Below are 21,687 nucleotides of genomic sequence, written 5' to 3' on the forward strand. Positions count from 1 at the left end.
ATATCTAGGGTCTCGCAGGCCTACAACCCACTAGATGTAGTGTTTTCCACAAATATCAATGATTGTGAAAGGGCGCTCGAACGCGCCGGAATGCGCTTCTGCCCCGTGGCCGTTGAACGACGGTAGCGCAGTCCGCGGCTGACGTGCGTTTCCGCCGCATTTGGGCTTGAAAAGCGCATGGTTGCTGCCCCGGGGCGGGGGCGTCGCCGTCATGACGAGGCTTTGGCGGCGACGCATCGCGGGCCGCGCGGCGATTGAAAAAAACTAGCGGCCGGCCTCGCCCGGGGGGAACATCGCCGCGTCCCAGCCCAGTTGCTCTCGCAGCAGGTGCCAGTCGAAGCCGGCGCCGGGGTCCTCCTTGCGGCCGGGCGCGATGTGCTGGTGGCCGGCCACGAAGCGGATCGGGTGGCGCTGGGCGAGCGCGGGGCACAGGCTGGCCAGGGTCTCGTATTGCGCGGCCTCGAACGCGCCGCCTTCGATGCCCTCGAGCTCGATGCCGATCGAATCGTCGTTGCAGTTGTCGCGGCCACGCCAGCACGATGCGCCGGCATGCCAGGCACGGTCGTCGCAGCTCACGAACTGCCACAGCTCGCCGTTGCGCCGCACATAGAAGTGCGCCGACACCTCGAGGCCGCGGATGCGGTCGAAATAGGGATGCGCGTCCCAGTCGAGAAGGTTGGTGAAGAGCCGCTGGACCTCGTCGCCGCCGTACTGCCCGGGCGGCAGACTGATCGAGTGCAGCACGATCAGGTCGATCTCCGCGCCGGCCGGCCGCGGTCCGAAGTTGGGAGAGCGCAGCTGCCGCGCGAAGCCATACCAGCCATCGCGCCAAAGACCGGGCTCATTCATCCGCGCCGTCGCCGTTCGGAGTCGCGATGCCCAGGCGCGCGATCCGGTAGCGGATCTGGCGCAGGCTCAGGCCGAGCCGGGCGGCCGCGGCGGTGCGGTTGAAGCCGGTCTCCTGCAGCGCCAGGATCAGGATGTCGCGCTCCTGCTGGTCGAGGTAGCCCTGCAGGTCGTTCGGAACTTCGGGACCGGCCCTGGAGGGCGAGGTCGTGGCCGGTGCGGCCGCCACCTGAGCCGGCGGCGCCGGCTCCGACAGCGGCGCTTCGGCCGGCAGCGCGCTGTTTCCGGCGAAATCGAGGTGCAGCATGTCGCCGTCGCTCAGGGCCACGGCGCGGTGCAGCAGGTTCTCGAGTTCGCGCACGTTGCCTTGCAGCGGGTGCTCCGACAGCCGCTGCAGCACCTCGGCCGACAGCGTCGGCACCGGCATGCCGGCGTCGTGCGCGATCCGCGCCAACAGGGCCTTGCACAGCGCCGGCAGGTCGCCGCGGCGCTCGCGCAGGGCCGGCACCGCGATCTCGATCACGTTGAGGCGGTAGAACAGGTCTTGCCGGAACCGGCTGGCCTGCACCTCGGCCTGCAGGTCCTTGTGGGTGGCGCTGACGATGCGCACGTCGACCGCGTCCTCCTGGGTCGAGCCGATCGGGCGCACGCTGCGCTCCTGGATGGCGCGCAGCAGCTTCGACTGCATGGCCAGCGGCAGGTCGCCGATCTCGTCGAGAAACAGGGTGCCGCCGCGCGCGGCCTGGAAATAGCCGTCGCGGTCTTGCGAGGAGCCGGTGTAGGAGCCCTTGCGGGCGCCGAAGAACTCGGCCTCGAGCAGGTTCTCGGGAATGGCGCCGCAGTTGACCGCGACGAAAGGGCCGTCGCTGCGCTGGCTGCAGGCGTGCACGGCGCGGGCGACCAGCTCCTTGCCGGTGCCGGATTCGCCGCGCACCAGCACCGGCGCCATGCCGCGCGCCACCTTGGCGATGCGTGCCTTGACCAGGCGCATCGGCTCGGAGTCGCCGACCAGCCGCTCGAGCGCGGCCACGCCGCCGCTGCCGACCGCGCTGGCGATGCGGGCGCCGTCCTCGGCGCGCTCGTCGGCCGGCCGCACGGCGCGCGCGCCCGCGAGCTGCGCGGTGGCCTGCACGGCGGAGGCCACCACGGCCCGGAACTGCTTCAGGTCGACCGGCTTGGTCAGGTAGTCGAAGGCACCGGCCTTGAGCGCCTCGACCGCGTTCTCGGCCGAGCCGTAGGCGGTCATCACGACGCAGCGCTCGCCGCGCTGGTCCTGCTGAATGCGCTGCAGGATCTGCATGCCGAGCCCGTCGGGCAGCCGCATGTCGGTGATCACGGCATCGAAGCGGCCGGCGTCCAGGTGCTGCGAGGCTTCGGCCACGCTGCCGGCGGCCTCGACCCGGTAGCCCTCGCGCAGCAGCGTCAGTTCGTAGAGCGTGCGCAGGTCGGGCTCGTCGTCGACGACCAGGATCTGGGCGGGGCGCGGTGCGGACGGGTTGGGTGTGCTCACGCGGCTATTGTGTCAGCCGGGTCTCGGCCGAGGCAAACGAAACGAAGAACTCGTTGCCTTCGGGCCCGGCTGCCGACAGCGCGCGGCGCTCGTAGCCGATGGTGGCGCCGTGGCGCTCGCACAGCTCCCGGCACAGGAAGAGGCCGAGTCCGCTCGAGCGGCTCTCGGAGGAAAAGAAGGGCTCGAACAGATGCCGCTGCACGGCCGGCTCGAGCGGGGCGCCGTCGCTCCAGATCTGCAAGGTGGCGCGGCCGGCGGCGTTGATCCGGGTCGCGACCTGGATCGAGCCTTCGCGGTCGCCCGCGTAACGGGCCGCGTTGTCGAGCAGGTTGACGAGGATGCGGCGCAGGTGCTCGACGTCGAAGCGCACGTCGCTGCCCGGGGCGTCGAGCGCCAGCAGCACGCCCTGGCGCTGCGAATGCAGCACCCATTCCTCGGCCAGCGTGCGTACCGTGGCGTCGAGCGCCAACTGCTCGCCCAGCGGCAGCACGCGCTGCTGACGGGCCCGCGCGACATCGAGCACATCGTCGACGATGCGCGACAGGCGCTGCGCGTTCTGCTGCACCATGGTCGTCAGCTGGCGATGAGCGGGGTCGACCAGGTCCTCGGCCAGCAATGCGCTGGCCTGCGTGATGGCGGCCAGCGGGTTTCGGATCTCGTGCGCCACCGCGGCCGACATGCGGCCCATGGCGGCGAGCTTCTCGGTGCGGATGCGGGCCTCGAGTTCGCGCAGGTCCTGCAGGAACATCACGCAAAGGCTGTCGGAAGCCGGGTCCGGCGAGCGGGTCAGCCGCGTGCGCACGCGCACCTCGCGCGCCGCGCCCTGGGCCTGCGCGACCGGGATCTCCTTGGACTGCGGCGTGCGCCGTGCGAAGGTCTGGCGCGCCAGCGCGGCCAGCGGGACCCAGGGCGGATAGGCATTGAGCGTGAACGGCAGTTCGATCTGGGCCAGGCCCTGGCCCAGGATCGCATCGGCGGCAGGATTGGCCGCGTGCACCTGGCCCTGCGCATCGAGCACCAGCACGCCTTCGCTGAGCGTCTCGATCACCAGATCGTTGACCAGCGCATGCATCTGGGCGGCGCTGCGGTTGCGCTGCGCCAAGGCCTCCTCGCGCGTCAGCCGGCGCGCCATCTCGTGGGCGATCAGGGCCACCACGAACAGGCCGGTGCCCGTCAGCGCCGCCTGCACGAAGCGAGGCGAGGTGTCGGCCGGCTGCTCGAGCCAGTACCAGGCGGCATGGCCGAGCAGCAGCAGCGTCGCGACGGCGGTGGTGCCGAGGCCGACCGCGCCGGTGCCCAGCACCGCGCCCATGAGCACCGGCATCGCGAACAGCGGAGAGTAGTTGATGCCGCCGACCTGGAGCACCTGCAGCGCCGCGAAGACCACGAGGTCGACGCCGATGGTGGCGAACCAGGCCCGCCCCAGACTGCGGATCTGCTGCTGCGGCGCATAGCGCACGGCCAGCAGCGTGGCCGCCAGGTAGCCCGCGCAGAGCGCGAGGGTCGCGGCTTGCGTGGCCTGTCCGAGCACGAAGCCCAGTCCTTGCAGCAGCAGCAGAACGGCCGCCACGAAGCAGCGTGCGGCCACGAAGCCGCGCCAAAGGCGCTTCAGCGCGGTGCTCTGGCCGCTGAAATGCTCGAGCGAACTCCAGTCGGTGGCGGGCTCGCCGTGGGCACGCAGGAACGCGGTCATGCCGGGCGCTCCGGGGCCGGCCTCATTGCCTGCCGGCCTGGCGGTGCGCCGCGCTGCAGTAGACGGCGCCGTCGGGGCCGGCGATTGCGTCGGCGGCCGGCAGGTGGAGTCCGCAGTGCGCGCAGCGCACCATGGCCTGTGGCGCGCCGACGGCCGGCGGCTTCTGCGGCGGCGGGCGCGACTGCATCTCCTCGCGCCGGTTCTTGCGCCAGAGCCAGATCGCGATGAAGACGACCGCGAAGACGAGCAGGTATTTCATGAGCTTGCGCGCGACAGCACGACCTCGAGCACGAAGCGCGAGCCGACGTAGGCCAGCAGCAGCAGCGCCGAGCCCGCGTAGAGCACGCGCCGCGCGGTCCGGCCGCGCCAGCCGAAGCGGGCGCGGCCGGTCAGCAGGATCGCGAAAGTCACCCAGGCCAGCACCGAGAAGATGGTCTTGTGGTCCCACTTCCAGCCGCGCACCGAGTTGCCGTACAGCGTCTCGCTGAACAGCAGGCCGGCCAGCAGTGTGGCCGAGAGCAGCACGAAGCCCGCGGTCACGAAGCGGAAGGTCAGGCGCTCCATGGTCAGGAGCGGCACGCCGCCCTGCGGCTCGGCGGCGAGCCGGATCTGCTTCTCGGCCCGCGTCATGAGCCAGGCGTGGACCACGGCGGCACCGAACAGGCCATACGACGCGATCCCCAGCGCCAGGTGCAGCGGCAGCCACGGCGAGGCCGAGACATGCAGCGGCGTGCCGGGGAACAGCACCGCCAGCAGCACCGCGGCGGCGCCCAGCACCGCCAGCGTGCGGCGCACCTTGAGCTGCGGGTAGAGGCTGCTTTCGATGGCGTAGACGGTCAGCACCAGCCAGGCCGTGACCGAGATCGCCGGCGCGAAGCCGAAACGCGGCGTGCCGCCGACCAGCCCGGCGGCCAGCGCCAGGGCGTGCAGCAGCCAGGCCAGCACCAGCAGCCACTGGGTCGAGGAGCGGCTGAAACTGGAGGCGGCGGCAGCGGTGACGCCGTAGGCGGCGGCGGTGGCGATGCCCAGTGCCACGCCGAGCGGGGAGGGGATCGCTAAAATCATCGGCTGGAGTTTAGCTTCTCGCCTTCTGCGGAATGCCGTCGCTCCCGTTCTCATACCGGTCCCGTCCAGCGGGAAGCACCATGGCCAGCGCCCTCACCGAAAAATTCTCCCGCCTCGTCAAGCAGGTCAGCGGCCAGGCCCGCATCACCGAAAGCAACGTCCAGGACATGCTGCGCGAGGTGCGCATGGCCCTGCTCGAGGCCGACGTCGCCTTGCCCGTCGTGCGCGACTTCGTTGCCCGCGTCAAGGAAAAGGCGCTCGGCCAGGAGGTGCTGGGCTCGCTGAAGCCGGGCCAGGCGCTGATCGGCATCGTCAACCGCGAACTCGCCGCGACCATGGGCGAGGGCGTCTCCGACATCAACCTCGCGGCCCAGCCGCCGGCCGTGATCCTGATGGCCGGCCTGCAGGGTGCGGGCAAGACCACCACCACCGCCAAGCTGGCCAAGCACCTGATCGAGAAGCGCAAGAAGAAGGTGCTGACCGTGTCCGGCGACGTCTACCGGCCGGCCGCCATCGAGCAGCTCAAGACGGTCACCAAGCAGGCCGGCGCCGAATGGTTCCCGAGCACGCCCGACCAGAAGCCGCTGGACATCGCCCGCGCCGCGCTCGACCATGCCAAGCGCCACTTCTTCGACGTGCTGCTGGTCGACACCGCCGGTCGCCTGGCGATCGATGAAGTGCTGATGCAGGAGATCCAGCAGCTGCACGCGGCCCTCGATCCGGTCGAGACCCTGTTCGTGGTCGACGCGATGCAAGGCCAGGACGCGATCAATACCGCCAAGGCCTTCAAGGAAGCGCTGCCGCTGACCGGCATCATCCTGACCAAGACCGACGGCGACTCGCGCGGCGGGGCCGCACTGTCGGTGCGGCAGGTCACGGGCGTGCCGATCAAGTTCGCCGGCGTCAGCGAGAAGATCGACGGCCTCGAGGTCTTCGATGCCGAGCGCCATGCCGGCCGCATCCTGGGCATGGGCGACATCGTCGCCCTGGTCGAGCAGGTCACGGCCGGCGTCGACGTGGCCGCGGCCCAGAAGCTGGCGGCCAAGGTCAAGAGCGGCGCCGGCTTCGACCTCAACGATTTCCTCGGCCAGTTGCAGCAGATGAAGCAGATGGGCGGGCTGTCGAGCATTCTCGACAAGCTGCCGGCACAGATGGCCGCCAAGGCGACCGAGGCCGACATGACCCGCGCCGAGCGCGACATCCGGCGCAAGGAAGGGATCATCAACAGCATGACGCCGCTGGAGCGCCGCAAGCCCGAACTGCTCAAGGCGACGCGCAAGCGCCGCATCGCGGCCGGCGCCGGCGTGCAGGTCCAGGAAGTGAACCGCCTGCTCAACGAGTTCGAGCAGATGCAGGGGATGATGAAGAAGATGAAGGGCGGCGGCCTCATGAAGATGATGAAGCGCATGGGCGGCATGAAGGGCATGCCGCCGATGGGCGGCGGCGGCGGGATGCCGCGCTTCTGAGTCCCTGGGGCGGCGCGGCGTGAGCCCGCCCCGGCCGCAGCCGCCAACGAAAAAGCCCCGCATCGCGGGGCTTTCTCTCAAGGCTCGAACCTGCTCAGGCCGCAACCGGACGCGACAGCCGAAGCGCATGCATCCAGGCCCTGCGCAGCACTGCCGGCGAACGCGATTCCTCGGGGATCAGCAGGAAGCCGCGGTCGCGCAGCGCGATGCCGAAGCCGATCTGGCTGGTCAGCACCGTCAGCGGGATCGCCAGCAGCAGCGGCAGGCCCACGGGCATCAGCCAGGTCAGGGCGCTGGCATCGATCAGCGCGATGCCGACGGCCAGTGCGGCGATCACGAAGGACATCGGAGCCAGTTGCGAGACCGCGATGCGCCAGGAGACGGCGGCGGCTTCGCGCGGGGGCGACTTCCAGTCGAGCTTGAGGCCGGTCAGGGCCACCACCACGAACAGCGAATGGGCCAGCATGCGCACCGGGGCCTGGACGATGGCCATCGCGCTTTCGAGCGCGGCGCTCTTGAGCAGGCCGCCGACACCGCCGAACTGGCGTTGCTCGCCGCGGATCACGACCGCGACCAGGCCCAGGATGCGCGGCAGGAACAGCAGGCACAGGGTCCACAGCCACAGGCCGGCGAGTTCCATCGGCATCGCGAGCCAGTGCTCGACCACGCTCGAACCGGTCAGCCACAGCGCCGTGCCGAGGGTCAGGAAGGCCAGCCACAGCGGCGCCGAGGCGTAGGCCATGGTGCCGGTGACGAACATCGCGCGGTGCACCGGGTGCAGGCCGGGCTCGGCCATCAGGCGGGCGTTCTGCAGGTTGCCCTGGCACCAGCGGCGGTCGCGCTGCAGCTCGGACAGCAGGTCCGGCGGCTGCTGCTCGTAGCTGCCGACCAGGTCGGCGACCAGCCAGACGTGGAAGCCGGCGCGGCGCATCAGCGCGGCTTCGACGAAGTCGTGCGACATGATGCCGCCCGACATGCCGCCCTTGCCCTTGATGGGCGCCAGCGCGCAGTGGTCCATGAAGGGCTGGACGCGGATGATCGCGTTGTGGCCCCAGTAGTGAGACTCGCCGAGCTGCCAGAACTGCATGCCGAGCGTGAACAGGCGGCCGGTCATGCGCGAGGCGAACTGCTGGGCGCGGGCGTGCAGCGTGACGTGGCCGATGGCCTGGGTCGCGGTCTGGATGATGCCGGCGGTCGGGTTGGCTTCCATCAGCTTGACCATCGAGGTCAGGCAGTCGCCGCTCATGACGCTGTCGGCGTCGAGCACGACCATGTAGCGGTAGTCCTTGCCCCAGCGGCGGCAGAAGTCGGCCACGTTGCCGGCCTTGCGGTGGGTGCGGCGGGTGCGCAGGCGGTAGTAGACCTCGACCTGGGGCTGGTTGGGGCTTTCGGCCAGCGCGGCGCGCAGGTCTTCCCAGGCGGCGCGCTCGGCGGCGGCGATCTCGGGCGTGTAGCTGTCGGACAGCACGAAGACGTCGAACTGCTTCGCGTGCCCGGTGGAGGCCACCGATTCGCAGGTGGCGCGCAGGCCGGCGAACACGGTCGACACGTCCTCGTTGCAGATCGGCATGATGATCGCCGTGCGTGCCTCGGGGTTCATCGGATGGTCGGCCACCTGCTTGCCCGACAGCGCGTGCTTGTCACCGCGCACCGAGACGTAGAAGCCCATCAGCGCGGTCACGAAACCGGTCACGACCCAGCCCGAGAGCACCGCGTAGAGCGCGATCTGGCTGTATTCGAGCCAGAGGTTGTCGTAGTCGGGCTGGACGCGGGCGAAGAGCGTGCCGGCGACGATGGTGCTCAGCACGGTCAGCGCCATGAAGGTCAGGCGCCGCTGTGCGGCGGCGCGCTGCCAGGGCTGCTGCGGGCCGGCCGGCTTGGCGGCGCCCTTGGCGGCACCGGCGCCGAGCTTGACCAGCAGGGCGGTACCGATGCTGTTCCAGAAACCGCGCCAGGGGCGGGGCGTCATCGAGCCGCGGTTGATCGGGGGCGCCGTCACCGAGTTCGGGTGGCGTTCCTCGCGCAGCGGGCTGCGGTGCGAGAAGTCGCTCTCGGCCAGCAGCTTCGGTTGGGCGTAGTGGGTGGGCTTCATGCGCTTCAGCCTCGTTGCTTGTCGAAGGCGGTGTCGCCAATTGCCGGAAAGCGCTTGAACACGCTCTCGGGCGCGATGTGGCCGGCACCCGACTGGGCTGCCAGCATCTGACCCGCGGCACGGGGCCGCGAGAGGGAAAACTGCTTTTGACGCAGGCCGTCGCGCTGCGGGCGCAGTGCGAAAGTGGGGCTGGTGAGTGCTGTCATGCCTGTACAGGGGCAAACCCTGTGCCAGGGCCGAAAAACCCTTTGAAATCAATCGCTTGGACTGAATTTCCGGCTTTTCGCGGGGGCCGGCGGGCGAAACCGGCCGCCAGACCCCCGAATTTGTCGCCTCGGCCCGACAGCCATCAAGCCTGACTGACAAAACCCAATGAAATCAACAACTTGGCGTGTCGCTGGTCAGCGACCGGATTCGCCGCCCGGCGACGGGGCGTCGGCCTTGAAGTGTCCGGGCGTGAGTTCGTGCTTCTGCAGCAGGCGGTAGAACTCGGTCCGGTTGCGGTCGGCCAGGCGGGCGGCGTCGGCCACGTTGCCATCGGTCAGCTTGAGCAGGCCGACCAGGTAGTCGCGCTCGAAGCGCTGCTTGGCCTCGGCGTAGGTCTGGACCTCGACGCTCGGAACGCGCAGCGCGCGCTGCACCAGCGCCAGCGGGATCAGCGGCGAGCTCGACAGCGCGCAGACCTGCTCCACCACGTTGAACAGCTGCCGCACGTTGCCGGGCCAGGAGGCGGTGGTCAGCGCCTTCAGCGCCTCGGGCGCGAAGCCCGACAGCCGCTTGCCGTACTTGGTCGACAGCCGCTGCAGGAAGTGGTTGGCCAGGAGCGGGATGTCCTCGCGCCGCGCCGACAGCGGCGGCAGGCTCAGTGTCACGACGTTGAGACGGTAGTACAGGTCTTCGCGGAACTGCCCGGCCTCCATCGCGGCGTCGAGGTCGCGGTGGGTGGCCGAGATGATGCGGACGTCGACCGCGATCGACTGGCTGCCGCCCAGCGGCCGCACCGCGCGCTCCTGCAGCACCCGCAGCAGCTTGACCTGCAGGGCCGGCGGCATGTCCCCGATCTCGTCGAGCAGCAGGGTGCCGCCATCGGCCTGCTGGAACAGGCCCTTGTGATTGGCGACCGCGTCGGTGAAGGCGCCCTTCATGTGGCCGAACAGCTCGGATTCGAGCAGGGCCTCGGGGATGGCGCCGCAGTTGACCGCCACGAAGGGCTTGTCGGCGCGCGCGCTGGCGCGGTGGATGGCGCGCGCCAGCACTTCCTTGCCGGCGCCGCTGTCGCCGCGCAGCAGCACGCTGGCATCGGACTTGGCGACCATGCGGGCCTCGGCCAGCAGCTCGGCCATTCGGTTGCTGCGGCTCACGATCTCGGCGCGCCAGCTCTCGTCGCCGGCCTTGCCGGGCGCGGCGGCCGGGGCGCCCAGGGCCAGCGCCTGGCCGATCTTCTCGAGCAGCTCGCGGGCGTCGTAGGGCTTGGTGAGGTAGGTGAAGACGCCGCGCGCGGTGGCTTCGACCGCATCGGGAATGGTGCCGTGCGCGGTCAGCAGGATCACCGGCAAGGTCGGATGGCGCTTGCGGATCTCGTCGAACAGCGCCAGGCCGTCGCGGCCCGGCAGCCGGACGTCGGACAGCACCAGCTGCGGATGCTCGATCTCGAGCTGCGTCAGCGCCGACTCGGCCGAGGTCACGGCCGTGACCTGGTAGCCGGCCGACATCAGCCGCATCGACAGCAGGCGCAGCATGTCGGCGTCGTCGTCGACCACCAGCAGGCGGGCGCCGCGCGCCGTCGGGGCGGCGGCCGTGTCGGGCGGCTTCGGTGCCGGGGGCGGCGCGCTGCTCATGAAGGGGCCTTCGTGCTTCGCACTGCGCTCATGGCGCGGGCTTCGGCGCCGCCGGCGCCGGATTGGGCCGCGCGAAGCTGCGCTCGATGGCGCGCAGGGCTTCGATGCGGTCGTTGAGCTGGTCGATGCGGCGCTGGCTGTCGCGCAGCTGCTGCGCCTGCTTGTCGCGCTCTTCCTCGACCTTGCGCTGCTCGGCGTAGCGCGCCGCCAGCGTGCGGGCCAGCGGCTGCAGCGGCAGGGCGTCGGCGGAAGGATTGGAGATCACGCGCTGCAGCAGGCCGCTGGCGCGCGCGAGGTCGGCAGGGGCCCGGGTCTGGGCCAGCACGATCGCCATCTGCATCTGCACCGCGGGCGTCTCGACCAGGTCGCCCAGGCGGTTGAGTTCGGCCGCCAGCTCGGGTGCGCCCAGCGGCCGAACCTTGTCGGCATAGGCCAGCGTGGCGCCCACGGGGCCCTGCGTCCATTGCGTGAACAGGCTCGCGGGCTGGGTCGCGGGGGCCAGGGGCTCGGCCTCGACCGGGGTGATGGCCGGCGGCGCGGGCGTCGGGGCGACCGCGACCGCGACCGGCGCGGGAGGCGGCTTGCGGGGCGCGGCGCAGCCGGCCAGCAGCAGGGCGCAGCTCAAGGCGATGGCGGATCCGCGAAAGATCGAAGAAAACATGGACTCAGGAATGGGCGCGTGGGCGATGAAAGTCAGGTGGAGCGTGGCAGCGCGATGCGGAATCGCGCCCCCGGTCCCTCCGGCAGCAGCGTGATGCGGCCGCCATGGGCTGCAATGTACTCCTGCACGATCGACAAGCCGATGCCGGTCCCCTTGACCGAATGCTGGGGCTGCCGCTCGCCGCGGTAGAAGGGCTCGAAGACGCGGTCGCGATCGCCCTCGGCGACCCCTGGGCCGGCGTCGACGATGTCGATCTGCGCAGTGTCGGCAGTGCTCGACACGGTGATCGTGATGGCGCCGCCGCGGGCCGAGAAGCGGATCGCGTTCGACAGCAGGTTGGCCAGCGCGGTGCCCAGCTTGACCGGGTCGACCACCACCGAGATCGGCTCGCCCTCGGCGCGCACCGTGAGGCCGTTGGCCTGCCACTGCAGCCGCTGGGCCTCGATCTGTTCCTCGATCAGCGGCAGCAGCGGGGTGCGTTCGCGGCGCAGCTCGCGGGCCTCGAAGGCGGCGGCGTTGAAGCGCAGCAGGGCCTCGATCTGGCCCTGCAGCGCGACCGTGTTCTGCTGCAGGATCTGCGTCACTTCGTGCTGGGCCGGGTTGAGCGCGCCGGTCACGCCGTCCTCGAGCAGCGAGACGCCTTCGCGCAGCGCGGCCAGCGGCGTCTTGAGTTCATGCGAGACGTGTCGCAGGAAACGTGCCTTGTCGGCATCGAGTTCGGTCAGCCGCAGCCGCAGCCACTCGAGCTGCTGCGACACCCGGCGCACGTCGGACGGCCCGTGGATGTCGATCGGCACGTCGAGCCGGTTCTCGCCGAGGCCGACGATCGCGCGCTCGAGGCGCTTGAAGGGGCGCGCCAGCCAGACGCCGAAGGCCAGCGCCAGCGCCACCGCCAGCGCGCTGGCGGCGATCACCAGCCGCATCAGCCGCTTGCGCGCGGTCTCGATGCGCTGGGCCAGCTCGTTGTTCTGGGTCTCGATCAGGAACTGCGCCTGCTGCGCGATCTGGGTGTTCAGCGCATCGAGCTCGCGGAACTGCATCGCCATCGAGCTCTCGCGCGCCAGCGAGGTCTCGGGGGCGCCGCTCATCAGGCCCTGGATGACGTCCAGCTGCTCGCGCCACTTGTCGGGTCCGTCGGGACCGAGGCCGTTGGTGCCGAGCCGGCTCAGCACCTGGCGGGCGTCGCGCGCGGCATCCTCGAAGCGGCGCCGCAGCACCGCGTCGTTGAGCACCAGCGACTGGCGCCCGGCGCGCTCCATCGCGGCGCTGCGCTCGGCCAGCGACTGCGCGGCGCCCGACAGCGTGAGCGCGCGCGCCGCCGCGTCGCGGCTCTGGGTCATGAGGATGTCGTACTGGAACACCGCGCGCAGCGCCACGGCCACCAGCAGCGCGGTGATCAGCAGGAACGCGAACAGCAGCAGTTGCTGGAACGAGCCGCGGGTCGAAGTCAGCTTCGCCATCAGGCGACCGGCAGCGCGGCCGCGCGGGCCGTCGCCGTGGATTCGGCCGTCAGGACTTCGCCGCGCAGCGTGTAGGCCAGCGAGCGCGTGATGCGCAGGTCGACCATCTGGCCGACCAGCCGGGCGTCGCCTTCGAAATTGACCACGCGGTTGCACTCCGTGCGGCCCATGAGCTCGCGTGCGTCCTTGCGCGAGGCGCCCTCGACCAGCACGCGCTGGACGCTGCCCACCCGGCTTTCGCCGAAGCGCCGGACGTTGCCGTCGATCACCGCCTGCAGCTGCTGCAGCCGCGCCAGCTTGACCGCGTGCGGCGTGTCGTCGTGCAGCGCCGCCGCCGGCGTGCCGGGCCGCGGGCTGAAGATGAAGCTGAAGCTGGCGTCGAACTCGAGCTGGTCGATCAGCCGCATCATCTTGCCGAAGTCCTCGTCGGTCTCGCCCGGGAAGCCGACGATGAAGTCGCTGCTGAGCGCCAGCTCGGGCCGGATCGCGCGCAGCTTGCGCACCGTGCTCTTGTATTCCATCGCGGTGTAGCCGCGCTTCATCGCCATCAGGATGCGGTCGCTGCCGTGCTGCACCGGCAGGTGCAGGTGGCTCACCAGCTGGGGCACGCGGGCATAGGCGTCGATCAGGCGCTGGGTGAACTCGTTCGGGTGGCTGGTGGTGTAGCGGATGCGCTCGATGCCCGGGATCTCGGCGACGTACTCGATCAGGGTGGCGAAATCGGCGATCTCTGCCGTGTCGCCCATGCGGCCGCGGTAGGCATTGACGTTCTGGCCCAGCAGCGTGACTTCGCGCACGCCCTGGTCGGCCAGGCCGGCGACCTCCACCAGCACGTCGTCGAGCGGCCGGTTGATTTCCTCGCCGCGGGTGTAGGGCACCACGCAGTAGCTGCAGTACTTCGAGCAGCCTTCCATGATCGAGACGAAGGCGGTCGCGCCTTCGACCCGGGCCGGCGGCAGGTGGTCGAACTTCTCGATCTCGGGAAAGCTGATGTCGACCTGCGGCCGCCCCTCGCGGGCACCCTGGCTCAGCATCTCGGGCAGCCGGTGCAGCGTCTGCGGACCGAACACCACGTCGACGTAGGGCGCGCGGGCGATGATGGCGGCGCCTTCCTGGCTGGCCACGCAGCCGCCGACGCCGATCTTCACGCCCTTGGCCTTCAGGTGCTTGACGCGGCCGAGGTCGGAGAACACCTTCTCTTGCGCCTTCTCGCGCACCGAGCAGGTGTTGAACAGGATCAGGTCGGCCTCGTCCACGTTGGTGGTGGGCTCGTAGCCTTCGGCGGCACGCAGCACGTCGGCCATCTTGTCCGAGTCGTACTCGTTCATCTGGCAGCCGAAGGTCTTGATGAAAACTTTGGGGGTCATGGGGCTCTCCCGGTGGGGATCGGGGTTCACTGCGCTATGCGCTTGTCTTTTCGGGAGACACCGCGGAACCGGCTCCGCCAGGCCGCGGGTGTCGCCCCCGTAGAGGGGGTGGGCGGCTCATGAAGCGAGCCAACCTGGGGCTGGGTTATTTCAGCTGGTCGAACGGCGTCTTGCCGTCGTCGCGCGGGCCGCTGTCGGCCACGAAGGGCCAGAAATTGAGCCATGGCCTGTCGGCCGAGGCGCGCTTGGCGCTGGCCTCGTCCGGGGTCAGAATCCAGACCTCGCGCACCAGTCCGGCGGCGTCGCGGGTGTAGTTGACCAGCAGTTTCTGGCCGGTGATCGCCGCCGGCATCACCAGCATGCGCTCGGCGCTGCGGATGCGGGCACCGGGCGAGAGCCGTTCGGGCTGGCCGTCGAGCTGGATCTCGGGTGAGTTGACGACCATGAAGCTGCCGCGCAGCGTGCCCGGCGGGAAGGTCCGGCCGCCATTGGCGGCTTCGTTCTGGGTCGCCGACGGGTCGAGCAGCTGGGCCGAGGCCAGGGTCGGGACGAACAGGCTGGCCGGCACGACGAGAGCGGCCAGGGCGATCGAGAGGAGGCTGGAAACGAGCGATGGGCAGCGATTCATGGGGTACATCCAGAGGCTGTGAAGCGCGGATTCTAGCGGCCGGGCGCGGCCGAAGAAGCCCTTGACCGTGCCATTCTGCCCAGGCGCTTTACATTTCTTTACGGTGGATGCGGGCTCTTTTCGCGGCTCGCTGCTCCAATAGCTGCGGCCGGCAAAAAAGTGTGTGCTCCGCCGACCCACGATCCATCCGATCCCTCTGGAACCCCATGAAGAAGAATCTCGTTCTCGCCCTCTCGGGTGTGCTGGTCGTCGCCGCCGCGGCGGGCACCTGGTGGTGGTCGGGTGCCAAGTCCCGCAGCGCCGCGGCCACCCAGACCGCCGGTGCCGGCGCGCCGGCGGTGGTCACCCTGGCAGCGGCGCAGAAGCAGAACGTCCCGGTCACGGTGCAGGTCAACGGCAGCGTGGTCTCGCTCAACAGCGTCGACCTGCGGCCGCAGGTCACGAACACGGTGCGCGAGGTGCACGTGAAGGAGGGCCAGTTCGTCAAGGCCGGCCAGTTGCTCTTCACGCTCGACGACCGTCCCGACCAGGCCAATCTCGCCAAGGCGCGGGCCCAGCAGCAGCGCGACGAGGCCATGCAGGCCGACCTGGAGCGCCAGTACAAGCGCAGCCAGGACCTGATGGCGCAGAACTTCATCGCCAAGAGCGCCCTGGATGCCACGCTGTCCCAGCTGGAGGCGCAGCGCGCCGCGGTGGCGGCCGACCGGGCGGCGGTGCAGTCGGCCCAGGTGGCGCTGGGCTACGCGACGCTCCGGGCGCCGATCGCCGGGCGCATCGGCGCCGTCAACATCTATCCGGGCACGCTGGTGCAGCCCAGCCTGTCGCTGGTCACGATCACGCAGCTCGATCCGATCGCGGTGAGCTTCCCGGTGCCTGAAGGCAAGCTGCAGGACCTGCTGCAGGCGGCGCGCGAGCACACGCCGGTCGAGGCGCTGGTGGCCGGCCGCAAGGCGCCGCTCAAGGGCGCGCTGAGCTTCGTCGACAACACGGTCGACCCGCTGATCGGCACGGTGCGCGCCAAGGCGGTGTTCGACAACGCCGACCAGGCGCTCTGGCCCGGGCAGTTCGTCGAGACCCGGATCACGGTGCGCACCATCGAGAACGCCACCGTGCTGCCGGCCTCGGCCCTCATGATGCTGGCCGAGGGCAGTTCGGTGTACGTGGTCGATGCCGAATTGAAGGCCGCGCGGCGCAAGGTGCAGGCGGTCTACAACTTCGGCACCCAGGTGGTCGTCACCGGCGTCGAGCCCGGCGAGCAGGTGGTGATCGAAGGCAAGCAGAACGTTCGCCCGGGCGGCAAGGTGCGGATCGACGCGCCGGCCTCCCAGCCCCAGCAGAAGCAGCAGCCCGGCAACGCGGCGCCCGGGCCTTCGCCGGGCAGCGCGGCCTCGGTCGTGCCGTCCAGCGCCAGCGTCGTCGCGGAGCGGGAGCGCACATGAACATCTCCGAGCTGTGCATCCGTCGTCCTGCGATGACGGTGCTGCTCTCTGCCGCGGTGGTGGTGATCGGCATCTTTGCCTATTTCCAGATCCCGGTCGCGGCATTGCCGAGCTACAACACGCCGGTCATCAACGTCTCGGCGCAGCTGCCGGGCGCCAGCCCGGAGACCATGGCCTCCTCGGTCGCGCTGCCGCTCGAGAAGCAGTTCTCGACCATCCCGGGGCTGCAGACGATCAGCTCCACCAACACCCAGGGCGTGACCTCGGTCACGCTCGAGTTCGTCAGTTCGCGCGACATCGACGCCGCCGCGGTCGACGTCCAGGCGGCGCTGCTGCGGGCGCAGCGGCAGCTGCCGGCCGAGCTCACCCAGCTGCCCTCCTACCGCAAGGTGAATCCGGCCGATGCGCCGGTGCTGTTCATCGCGATGGTGTCGAACTCGATGACGCCAGCCGAGCTCAACGACTATGCCGAGAACCTGATCTCGCCGACGCTGTCGACCATCGACGGCGTGGCGCAGGTGGCGGTGTACGGGCAGAAGCGCTTCGCGGTGCGCGTCAAGGCCGACGCCGACCTGCTCAACGCGCGCAACATCACGCTCGACGAACTGGCCAGTGCGGTGCGGCTGGCCAACGCCAACACGCCCGTGGGCGTGCTCGACGGCCCGCGCCAGACCCTCACGATCCAGGCCAACGAGCAGATGCTCAAGGCGGCCGACTTCGCCAAGATCATCGTCGGCCAGCGCAACGGCGCGCCGGTGCGGCTGGACGAGGTGGCCACCATCGAGGACAGCTTCGAGTCGGTCAAGACCGCCAGCAGCTTCAACGGCCAAAGCTCGATCTCGCTGGCCGTGCAGCGCCAGCCCAATGCCAACACGGTGCAGGTGGTCGACGCGGTGCGGGCGCTGATGCCTCGCTTCCGGGAAGAGCTGCCGCAATCGGTCGAGATCAACCTGGTCAACGACCGCTCGCTGTCGATCCGCGAGGCGGTGCACGACGTCCAGCTGACGCTGCTCGGCACCATCTTGCTGGTGGTGCTGGTGATCTTCCTGTTCCTGCACCGGCTGGTGGCGACCCTGATCCCGGCGCTGACGATCCCGATCTCGCTGATCGGCGCGGTGGCGCTGCTCTACGCCTTCGGCTACAGCCTGGACAACGTCTCGCTGCTGGGCATCACGCTGGCCGTGGGCCTGGTGGTGGACGACGCCATCGTGGTGCTCGAGAACATCATGCGCTATGTCGAGAAGGGCATGGAGCCGTTCGCGGCCGCGCTGCGCGGCGCCCGCGAGGTCGGTTTCACGATCATCTCGATCTCGATCTCGCTGGTGGCGGTGTTCATCCCGATCTTCTTCATGCCGGGCGTGATCGGCCTGCTGTTCCACGAGTTCGCGGTGGTGGTGGGCCTGGCGGTGATGGTCTCGGCGGTGGTCTCGCTGACGCTGGTGCCGATGCTCGCGAGCCGGCTGCTCAAGCACCAGCCGCGCGAAGCCGGGGCGATCGACCATGAAGAGCAGCATCCCGAGCCGGGCACCGCGATCGGCCGCGCCTTCGAGCGCGGCTACCGCTGGGTGCACGGCAGCTACATGCGCACGCTCGACTGGACGCTGGCCCACCGGCCGCTGATGCTGGCGGTCGCCGCGTCGACCTTCGCGCTCACGGCCTGGATGTTCATCACGATCCCGAAGGGCTTCTTCCCGGAAGAGGACATCGGCCAGATCCAGATCACGACCGAGGCCGCCGAGGACATCTCCTTCCCGGCCATGAAGGCGCTGCAGGACCGCGTCGCCGCCGCGCTGCAGGATGACCCGAGCGTGGCCTACGTCAACTCCTTCATCGGCGTCGGCGGCCCGACCGCGACGCAGAACTCGGGCCGGCTGTTCGCGGTGCTCAAGCCGCGCAACGAGCGCCCGGCGATGCCGAAGGTGCTGGAGTCGCTGCGCAAGCGCTTCCGCGAGATCCCGGGCATCGCGGTCTACATGCAGCCGGTGCAGAACCTGCGCCTGGGCGGACGGCAGAGCAAGGCCCGCTTCCAGTACACGCTGCAGAGCGTGAACGCCGGCACCATGGGTGTCTGGGCCGAGCGGCTGATGGAGAAGATGCGCGCCGATCCGGTGTTCCGCGACGTCACCAGCGACTCGCAGAACCGCGGCCTGCAGGCCACCCTGGACATCGACCGCGACAAGGCGGGCGTGCTTGGTGTGGCGGTCGGCGATCTGCGCACCGCGCTCTACAACGCCTACGGCGACCGCCAGATCGGCAGCATCTACGGCCCCAGCAACACCTACCAGGTGATCCTTTCGGCGGCCGACGACGACCGCCGCTTCGAGGAGGACATGTCGCGCCTGTCGGTGCGCAACAAGGCCGGCCAGCTGGTGCCGCTGTCGGCCTTCGCGACCGTCAAGCGCACGGTCGGGCCGACCGCGGTCAATCACCAGGGGCAGCTGCAGGCGGTGACGGTGTCGTTCAACCTCGCGCCCGATGTGCCGCTGGGCAATGCCACGGCCAAGATCGACCAGTTCAAGGCCGACCTCAGGGTGCCGGAGTCGATCATCACGAGCTACGGCGGCGATGCGGCGGTGTTCCAGAGCTCGCAAGGCAGCCAGGCCGTGCTGCTGGTGCTGGCGGTGCTGGTGATCTACGTGCTGCTGGGCGTGCTCTACGAGAGCTACATCCACCCGCTGACGATCCTGGCCGGCCTGCCGTCGGCGGCGGTCGGCGCCTTGCTGTCGTTGAAGATCTTCGGCTTCGACCTGACCCTGATCGCCACCATCGGGATCCTGCTGCTGATCGGCATCGTCAAGAAGAACGCGATCATGATGATCGACTTCGCGCTCGAGGCGCAGCGCAGCGAGGGCATGAAGCCCGAGGATGCGATCCGCGAGGCCTGCCGGCTGCGCTTCCGCCCGATCCTCATGACCACGCTGGCCGCGATGATGGGCGCGCTGCCGCTGGCGCTGGGCCTGGGTGCCGGCGCCGAACTGCGCCAGCCGCTCGGCGTGGCGGTGGTCGGCGGCCTGATCTTCTCGCAGGTGATCACGCTCTACATCACGCCGGCGATCTACCTGGCGCTCGACCGCTACAGCGGCAGCGGGCCGCTGCAGGAGCTGCCTTCGGAAACCGCCGTCGCGGCCGGACCGTCGCACGCCTGAGGCGCAGGCCCGAGGCGCAGGCCCCTATGCGGCCAGCGCCTGCGGGCGCTGGGTGACCTGGCTGTTGGCGGCTTGGCTGGCGGCCAGGCGGGGTGCCACCGGGCTGGCGCCGGCGCTCGGCTCGGTCTCGCGTCCCTGGATCTCCCTCACCCATCCGCAGACGGCGTCGAGGAAGAAATCCTGGCCTGCGACCTCGGTGAACGAGTGGTCCAGGTTGGGCATGAACTCGTAGCGCAACTGGTCGAGGATGGCGCTGCCGCGCAGGGCGTGGAGCTGGTCCTTGTCGCGGTCGCGGCTCTGGAGCGTCCCGGAATAGACCAGGTAGAGCGACACGCCGCGGGCGACCAGGGATTCCATCTCGCGCTTCAGGCGGTCGGGCGTCATGACGGTGGCCAGGACCCCGGTGCGCAGCAGGTCGCCATCGGGCGGGCGATCGGTGCCGAGCAGGCGCTCGGTCCAGTGGCGTATCTGGGCCACCGGGAACTTCAGGAAGCGCCGCAGCTTGCGCTCGAGCTTGGCACGGTGGCTCGTGAAGCGATGGCCGTCGAAGGCCAGCAGGCCGACGATGCGCGGGTCGCGCAGCGCGGCCTGGAAACCATGGATGGCGCCCGAGCAAAGACCGACGACGATGATCCGCCGGATCCCGAACCGGGCCTCGATCTGGTCGATGGCGAGCTTGATGTCGCCGAGGGCCTGCTCCTCGAAGCTCATCGAAGCGCCGGGCGCCTTGCTGTCGCCGACGCCCGAAAGGTCGAAGCGCAAGGCCGGGACGCCTTGTTGGGCCAAAAGCCGCGCCAGCTTGACCTGGATCCGGCGCGGTCCGACACGGTGCGTGACGCCGAAGTTGTACATCAGGCAGGCCACGTCCGCGGGCGGTCTGCCGGTCGGGCGGGTCATCACGCCCAGCAGTTGTCCCTGGTCGCCGAAGAGCAGCGGTTCGTCTTTGAAACTTGTCATCGCATGAGCGCCAGAAGGCGGCGGGTTACATCGACGGGAACGATCGCCTGATTGGGAATCGGATCGGAAGTCCAGTCAATCGGGTGCTCCAGCATCTCGTGTTCGACCGGACGGCCGCGCGTGCTCTCCCGCAGGCACCATTCGCGGCTCCGTCCGTCCTCGGGCCGGGACAACACCGTGGTCTTCGCGCCGCTGTCCAGGGTCAGGCCATCGGGACGCAAGGCGGCCCACTGCGTGGACAGCTCGCCGCTGATCCGGTGGCCCAGCGCCTCGGTGATCGCCGGCCCGTCCCCCTGCGCCCGGCGCTGGTACCAGGAGGGATTGCTGGCGTAGTAGCCGATCTCGAGCATCGCGATCTGGGCGGCATGGAGCTCTTCCACGTAGGCCGGGCCGTCGAGGATCGGGTCCCACAGGATGAGTCGATCGAGGCCTGGAGCGCGCTTGGCGGTTTGCAGCGCCAGCGTGGCGCCGAGCCGGGCCGCGAGCCAGGTCGTGGTCCGGGCGCCCGAACGGCGCTGGAGTTCCTCGTGGGCGTCCAGCAGATCGCGCTGCCAGCCTTGCATCTCGCCATCGGCGTCGTCGCCGCCGGATTCGCCGGTGCCGAAGAAATCAAAGCGCAGGACGGCGATGCCGAGCCGGGCGATGCGCTCGGCGAGGACGCGGTACAGGCGGTGGACGCGAATGGCCTCGTGGCCATAGGGACAGCACATCAGCAGCGCGGCACGGCTCTCGGTCTCGCGTTCCGGCGCGTGGTAGATGGCGAAGAGCTGGCGGTCCGCAGGACCGAAATAGAAGGGATTCATTGCAGGGTCTCGAGTGTCGCTCGACGGGGCTGCGAAACCCGGCGGCGCACGCACGACGTCTGGATCGCCAACGCGCCGATCGCGCCGCCGGCCAGGGGTACCGACAATACCCGCAGCGTGTGTTCGCAGCCGTCGGCCCCGGCGTACGAGACGCTGCGGTCGACCTCGTCGAGCCCCACTTCCAGGCGCTGCAGGTCGGCCGACAGACCGAGGCCCAGCGCCTTGACGCAGGCTTCCTTGCGCGTCCAGCCGTTGAAGAAAGCGCGCTCGCGCCGGCCGCTCGGCAGCGCGTCCAAGGCGCAGACCTCGTTCGGCGTAAAGCAGGTCGCCGCCAGTGCACGCAAGTCGGGGATCGCACGCGGCAGCTCGATGTCGATGCCGACCGCGCATTGCGCATCGACCGCGATCAGGGCCAGCGACTGGCTGTGGCTCAGGTTGAAATGGGGCCCGGCTTCGCCGCCCAGGGCGGGTTTGCCGAAGGCGCCCTCGTCGAACTCCAGCAGGGCGGGATGCGTTCCGCTCTGTGCCGCGAGCACCTGCCGCAGTGCCGCATGGGCGGCGATGAAGCGATCGCGGTCGCGGGTGAAGGCGAAGCGGCGGGCCCGCGCCCACTCGGCTTCCGACAGGCAGGCGGCCGCCCCTGGCGCCGGTGCGGCGTCCAGTTCGACCTGCCAGAGCTGCGAAGGCCCCGGCCAGGAAACGGGCGTGATCGACAC

The 21,687-nt window shown here is 69.9% G+C and carries 18 protein-coding genes; 3 read left to right on the forward strand and 15 right to left on the reverse strand.

Annotation, left to right across the window (positions count from 1 at the left end; translation table 11 throughout):
- Positions 1 to 264: 264 nt before the first annotated feature.
- From ampD to QTI45_RS09155, 5 genes are read right to left on the reverse strand one after another with little or no spacing between them, the layout of a single operon-like run.
- Positions 265 to 849, reverse strand: a complete 585-nt coding sequence (gene ampD, locus QTI45_RS09135; RefSeq protein WP_286654118.1) for a 1,6-anhydro-N-acetylmuramyl-L-alanine amidase AmpD — start codon at positions 847 to 849, stop codon at positions 265 to 267.
- Positions 842 to 2,356 (reverse strand): sigma-54-dependent transcriptional regulator, encoded by a 1,515-nt coding sequence (locus QTI45_RS09140; RefSeq protein WP_286654119.1) that lies wholly within the window; start codon positions 2,354 to 2,356, stop codon positions 842 to 844. Before QTI45_RS09140 ends, ampD begins: the two co-directional genes overlap by 8 nt.
- A gap of 4 nt (positions 2,357 to 2,360) precedes the next feature.
- Entirely contained in the window at positions 2,361 to 4,049 is a 1,689-nt protein-coding gene (locus QTI45_RS09145) for a sensor histidine kinase (protein ID WP_286654120.1), read from the reverse strand.
- Between the two features lie 22 nt (positions 4,050 to 4,071).
- Positions 4,072 to 4,308: a PP0621 family protein gene (locus QTI45_RS09150; protein ID WP_286654121.1), complete on the reverse strand. Its 237-nt coding sequence runs from the start codon at positions 4,306 to 4,308 to the stop codon at positions 4,072 to 4,074.
- Entirely contained in the window at positions 4,305 to 5,114 is an 810-nt protein-coding gene (locus QTI45_RS09155; RefSeq protein ID WP_286654122.1) for a cytochrome C assembly family protein, read from the reverse strand. The genes QTI45_RS09150 and QTI45_RS09155 overlap by 4 nt, the downstream gene beginning before the upstream one ends.
- Positions 5,115 to 5,194: 80 nt before the next feature.
- On the opposite strand from QTI45_RS09155, the gene ffh reads away from it, so the two are divergent.
- Positions 5,195 to 6,580, forward strand: a complete 1,386-nt coding sequence (gene ffh / locus QTI45_RS09160; protein ID WP_286654123.1) for a signal recognition particle protein — start codon at positions 5,195 to 5,197, stop codon at positions 6,578 to 6,580.
- A gap of 94 nt (positions 6,581 to 6,674) precedes the next feature.
- Here ffh and mdoH read toward each other — a convergent pair whose 3' ends face one another.
- The 7 genes from mdoH to QTI45_RS09195 form a co-directional block, all read right to left on the reverse strand.
- Positions 6,675 to 8,672, reverse strand: coding sequence for a glucans biosynthesis glucosyltransferase MdoH (gene mdoH / locus QTI45_RS09165; RefSeq protein WP_286368902.1), 1,998 nt, complete (start codon positions 8,670 to 8,672; stop codon positions 6,675 to 6,677).
- A 5-nt stretch (positions 8,673 to 8,677) separates the two neighbouring features.
- Entirely contained in the window at positions 8,678 to 8,878 is a 201-nt protein-coding gene (locus tag QTI45_RS09170) for a hypothetical protein (RefSeq protein WP_286368903.1), read from the reverse strand.
- A gap of 195 nt (positions 8,879 to 9,073) precedes the next feature.
- Positions 9,074 to 10,411, reverse strand: coding sequence for a sigma 54-interacting transcriptional regulator (locus tag QTI45_RS09175; protein ID WP_286654316.1), 1,338 nt, complete (start codon positions 10,409 to 10,411; stop codon positions 9,074 to 9,076).
- A gap of 127 nt (positions 10,412 to 10,538) precedes the next feature.
- Positions 10,539 to 11,135, reverse strand: coding sequence for a hypothetical protein (locus QTI45_RS09180; RefSeq protein WP_286368904.1), 597 nt, complete (start codon positions 11,133 to 11,135; stop codon positions 10,539 to 10,541).
- Between the two features lie 68 nt (positions 11,136 to 11,203).
- Positions 11,204 to 12,631, reverse strand: a complete 1,428-nt coding sequence (locus QTI45_RS09185; protein ID WP_286368905.1) for a sensor histidine kinase — start codon at positions 12,629 to 12,631, stop codon at positions 11,204 to 11,206.
- On the reverse strand, positions 12,631 to 13,998 hold the full coding sequence (gene miaB / locus QTI45_RS09190; RefSeq protein WP_286368906.1) for a tRNA (N6-isopentenyl adenosine(37)-C2)-methylthiotransferase MiaB: 1,368 nt from the start codon (positions 13,996 to 13,998) through the stop codon (positions 12,631 to 12,633). Before miaB ends, QTI45_RS09185 begins: the two co-directional genes overlap by 1 nt.
- 145 nt (positions 13,999 to 14,143) lie before the next feature.
- The gene (locus QTI45_RS09195) at positions 14,144 to 14,626 is read right to left on the reverse strand and encodes a hypothetical protein (protein ID WP_286368907.1); all 483 of its coding nucleotides are present in this window, start codon (positions 14,624 to 14,626) and stop codon (positions 14,144 to 14,146) included.
- A gap of 206 nt (positions 14,627 to 14,832) precedes the next feature.
- Here QTI45_RS09195 and QTI45_RS09200 point away from each other — a divergent pair, with 206 nt between their 5' ends.
- A complete protein-coding gene (locus tag QTI45_RS09200) occupies positions 14,833 to 16,065 on the forward strand; it encodes an efflux RND transporter periplasmic adaptor subunit (RefSeq protein WP_286368908.1) in 1,233 nt (410 codons plus the stop codon).
- Positions 16,062 to 19,211: an efflux RND transporter permease subunit gene (locus QTI45_RS09205; protein ID WP_286654124.1), complete on the forward strand. Its 3,150-nt coding sequence runs from the start codon at positions 16,062 to 16,064 to the stop codon at positions 19,209 to 19,211. The genes QTI45_RS09200 and QTI45_RS09205 overlap by 4 nt, the downstream gene beginning before the upstream one ends.
- A 24-nt stretch (positions 19,212 to 19,235) precedes the next feature.
- On the opposite strand, the gene QTI45_RS09210 is transcribed toward QTI45_RS09205, so the two are convergent.
- From QTI45_RS09210 to QTI45_RS09220, 3 genes are read right to left on the reverse strand one after another with little or no spacing between them, the layout of a single operon-like run.
- Positions 19,236 to 20,168: an alpha/beta hydrolase family protein gene (locus QTI45_RS09210; RefSeq protein WP_286368910.1), complete on the reverse strand. Its 933-nt coding sequence runs from the start codon at positions 20,166 to 20,168 to the stop codon at positions 19,236 to 19,238.
- The gene (locus QTI45_RS09215; protein WP_286368911.1) at positions 20,165 to 20,971 is read right to left on the reverse strand and encodes a serine aminopeptidase domain-containing protein; all 807 of its coding nucleotides are present in this window, start codon (positions 20,969 to 20,971) and stop codon (positions 20,165 to 20,167) included. Before QTI45_RS09215 ends, QTI45_RS09210 begins: the two co-directional genes overlap by 4 nt.
- On the reverse strand, positions 20,968 to 21,687 hold the full coding sequence (locus QTI45_RS09220) for a 4'-phosphopantetheinyl transferase family protein (RefSeq protein WP_286368912.1): 720 nt from the start codon (positions 21,685 to 21,687) through the stop codon (positions 20,968 to 20,970). Before QTI45_RS09220 ends, QTI45_RS09215 begins: the two co-directional genes overlap by 4 nt.

The sequence above is a fragment of the Variovorax saccharolyticus genome (assembly GCF_030316765.1).
GTDB classification, from domain to species: Bacteria; Pseudomonadota; Gammaproteobacteria; order Burkholderiales; family Burkholderiaceae_C; genus Variovorax; species Variovorax saccharolyticus.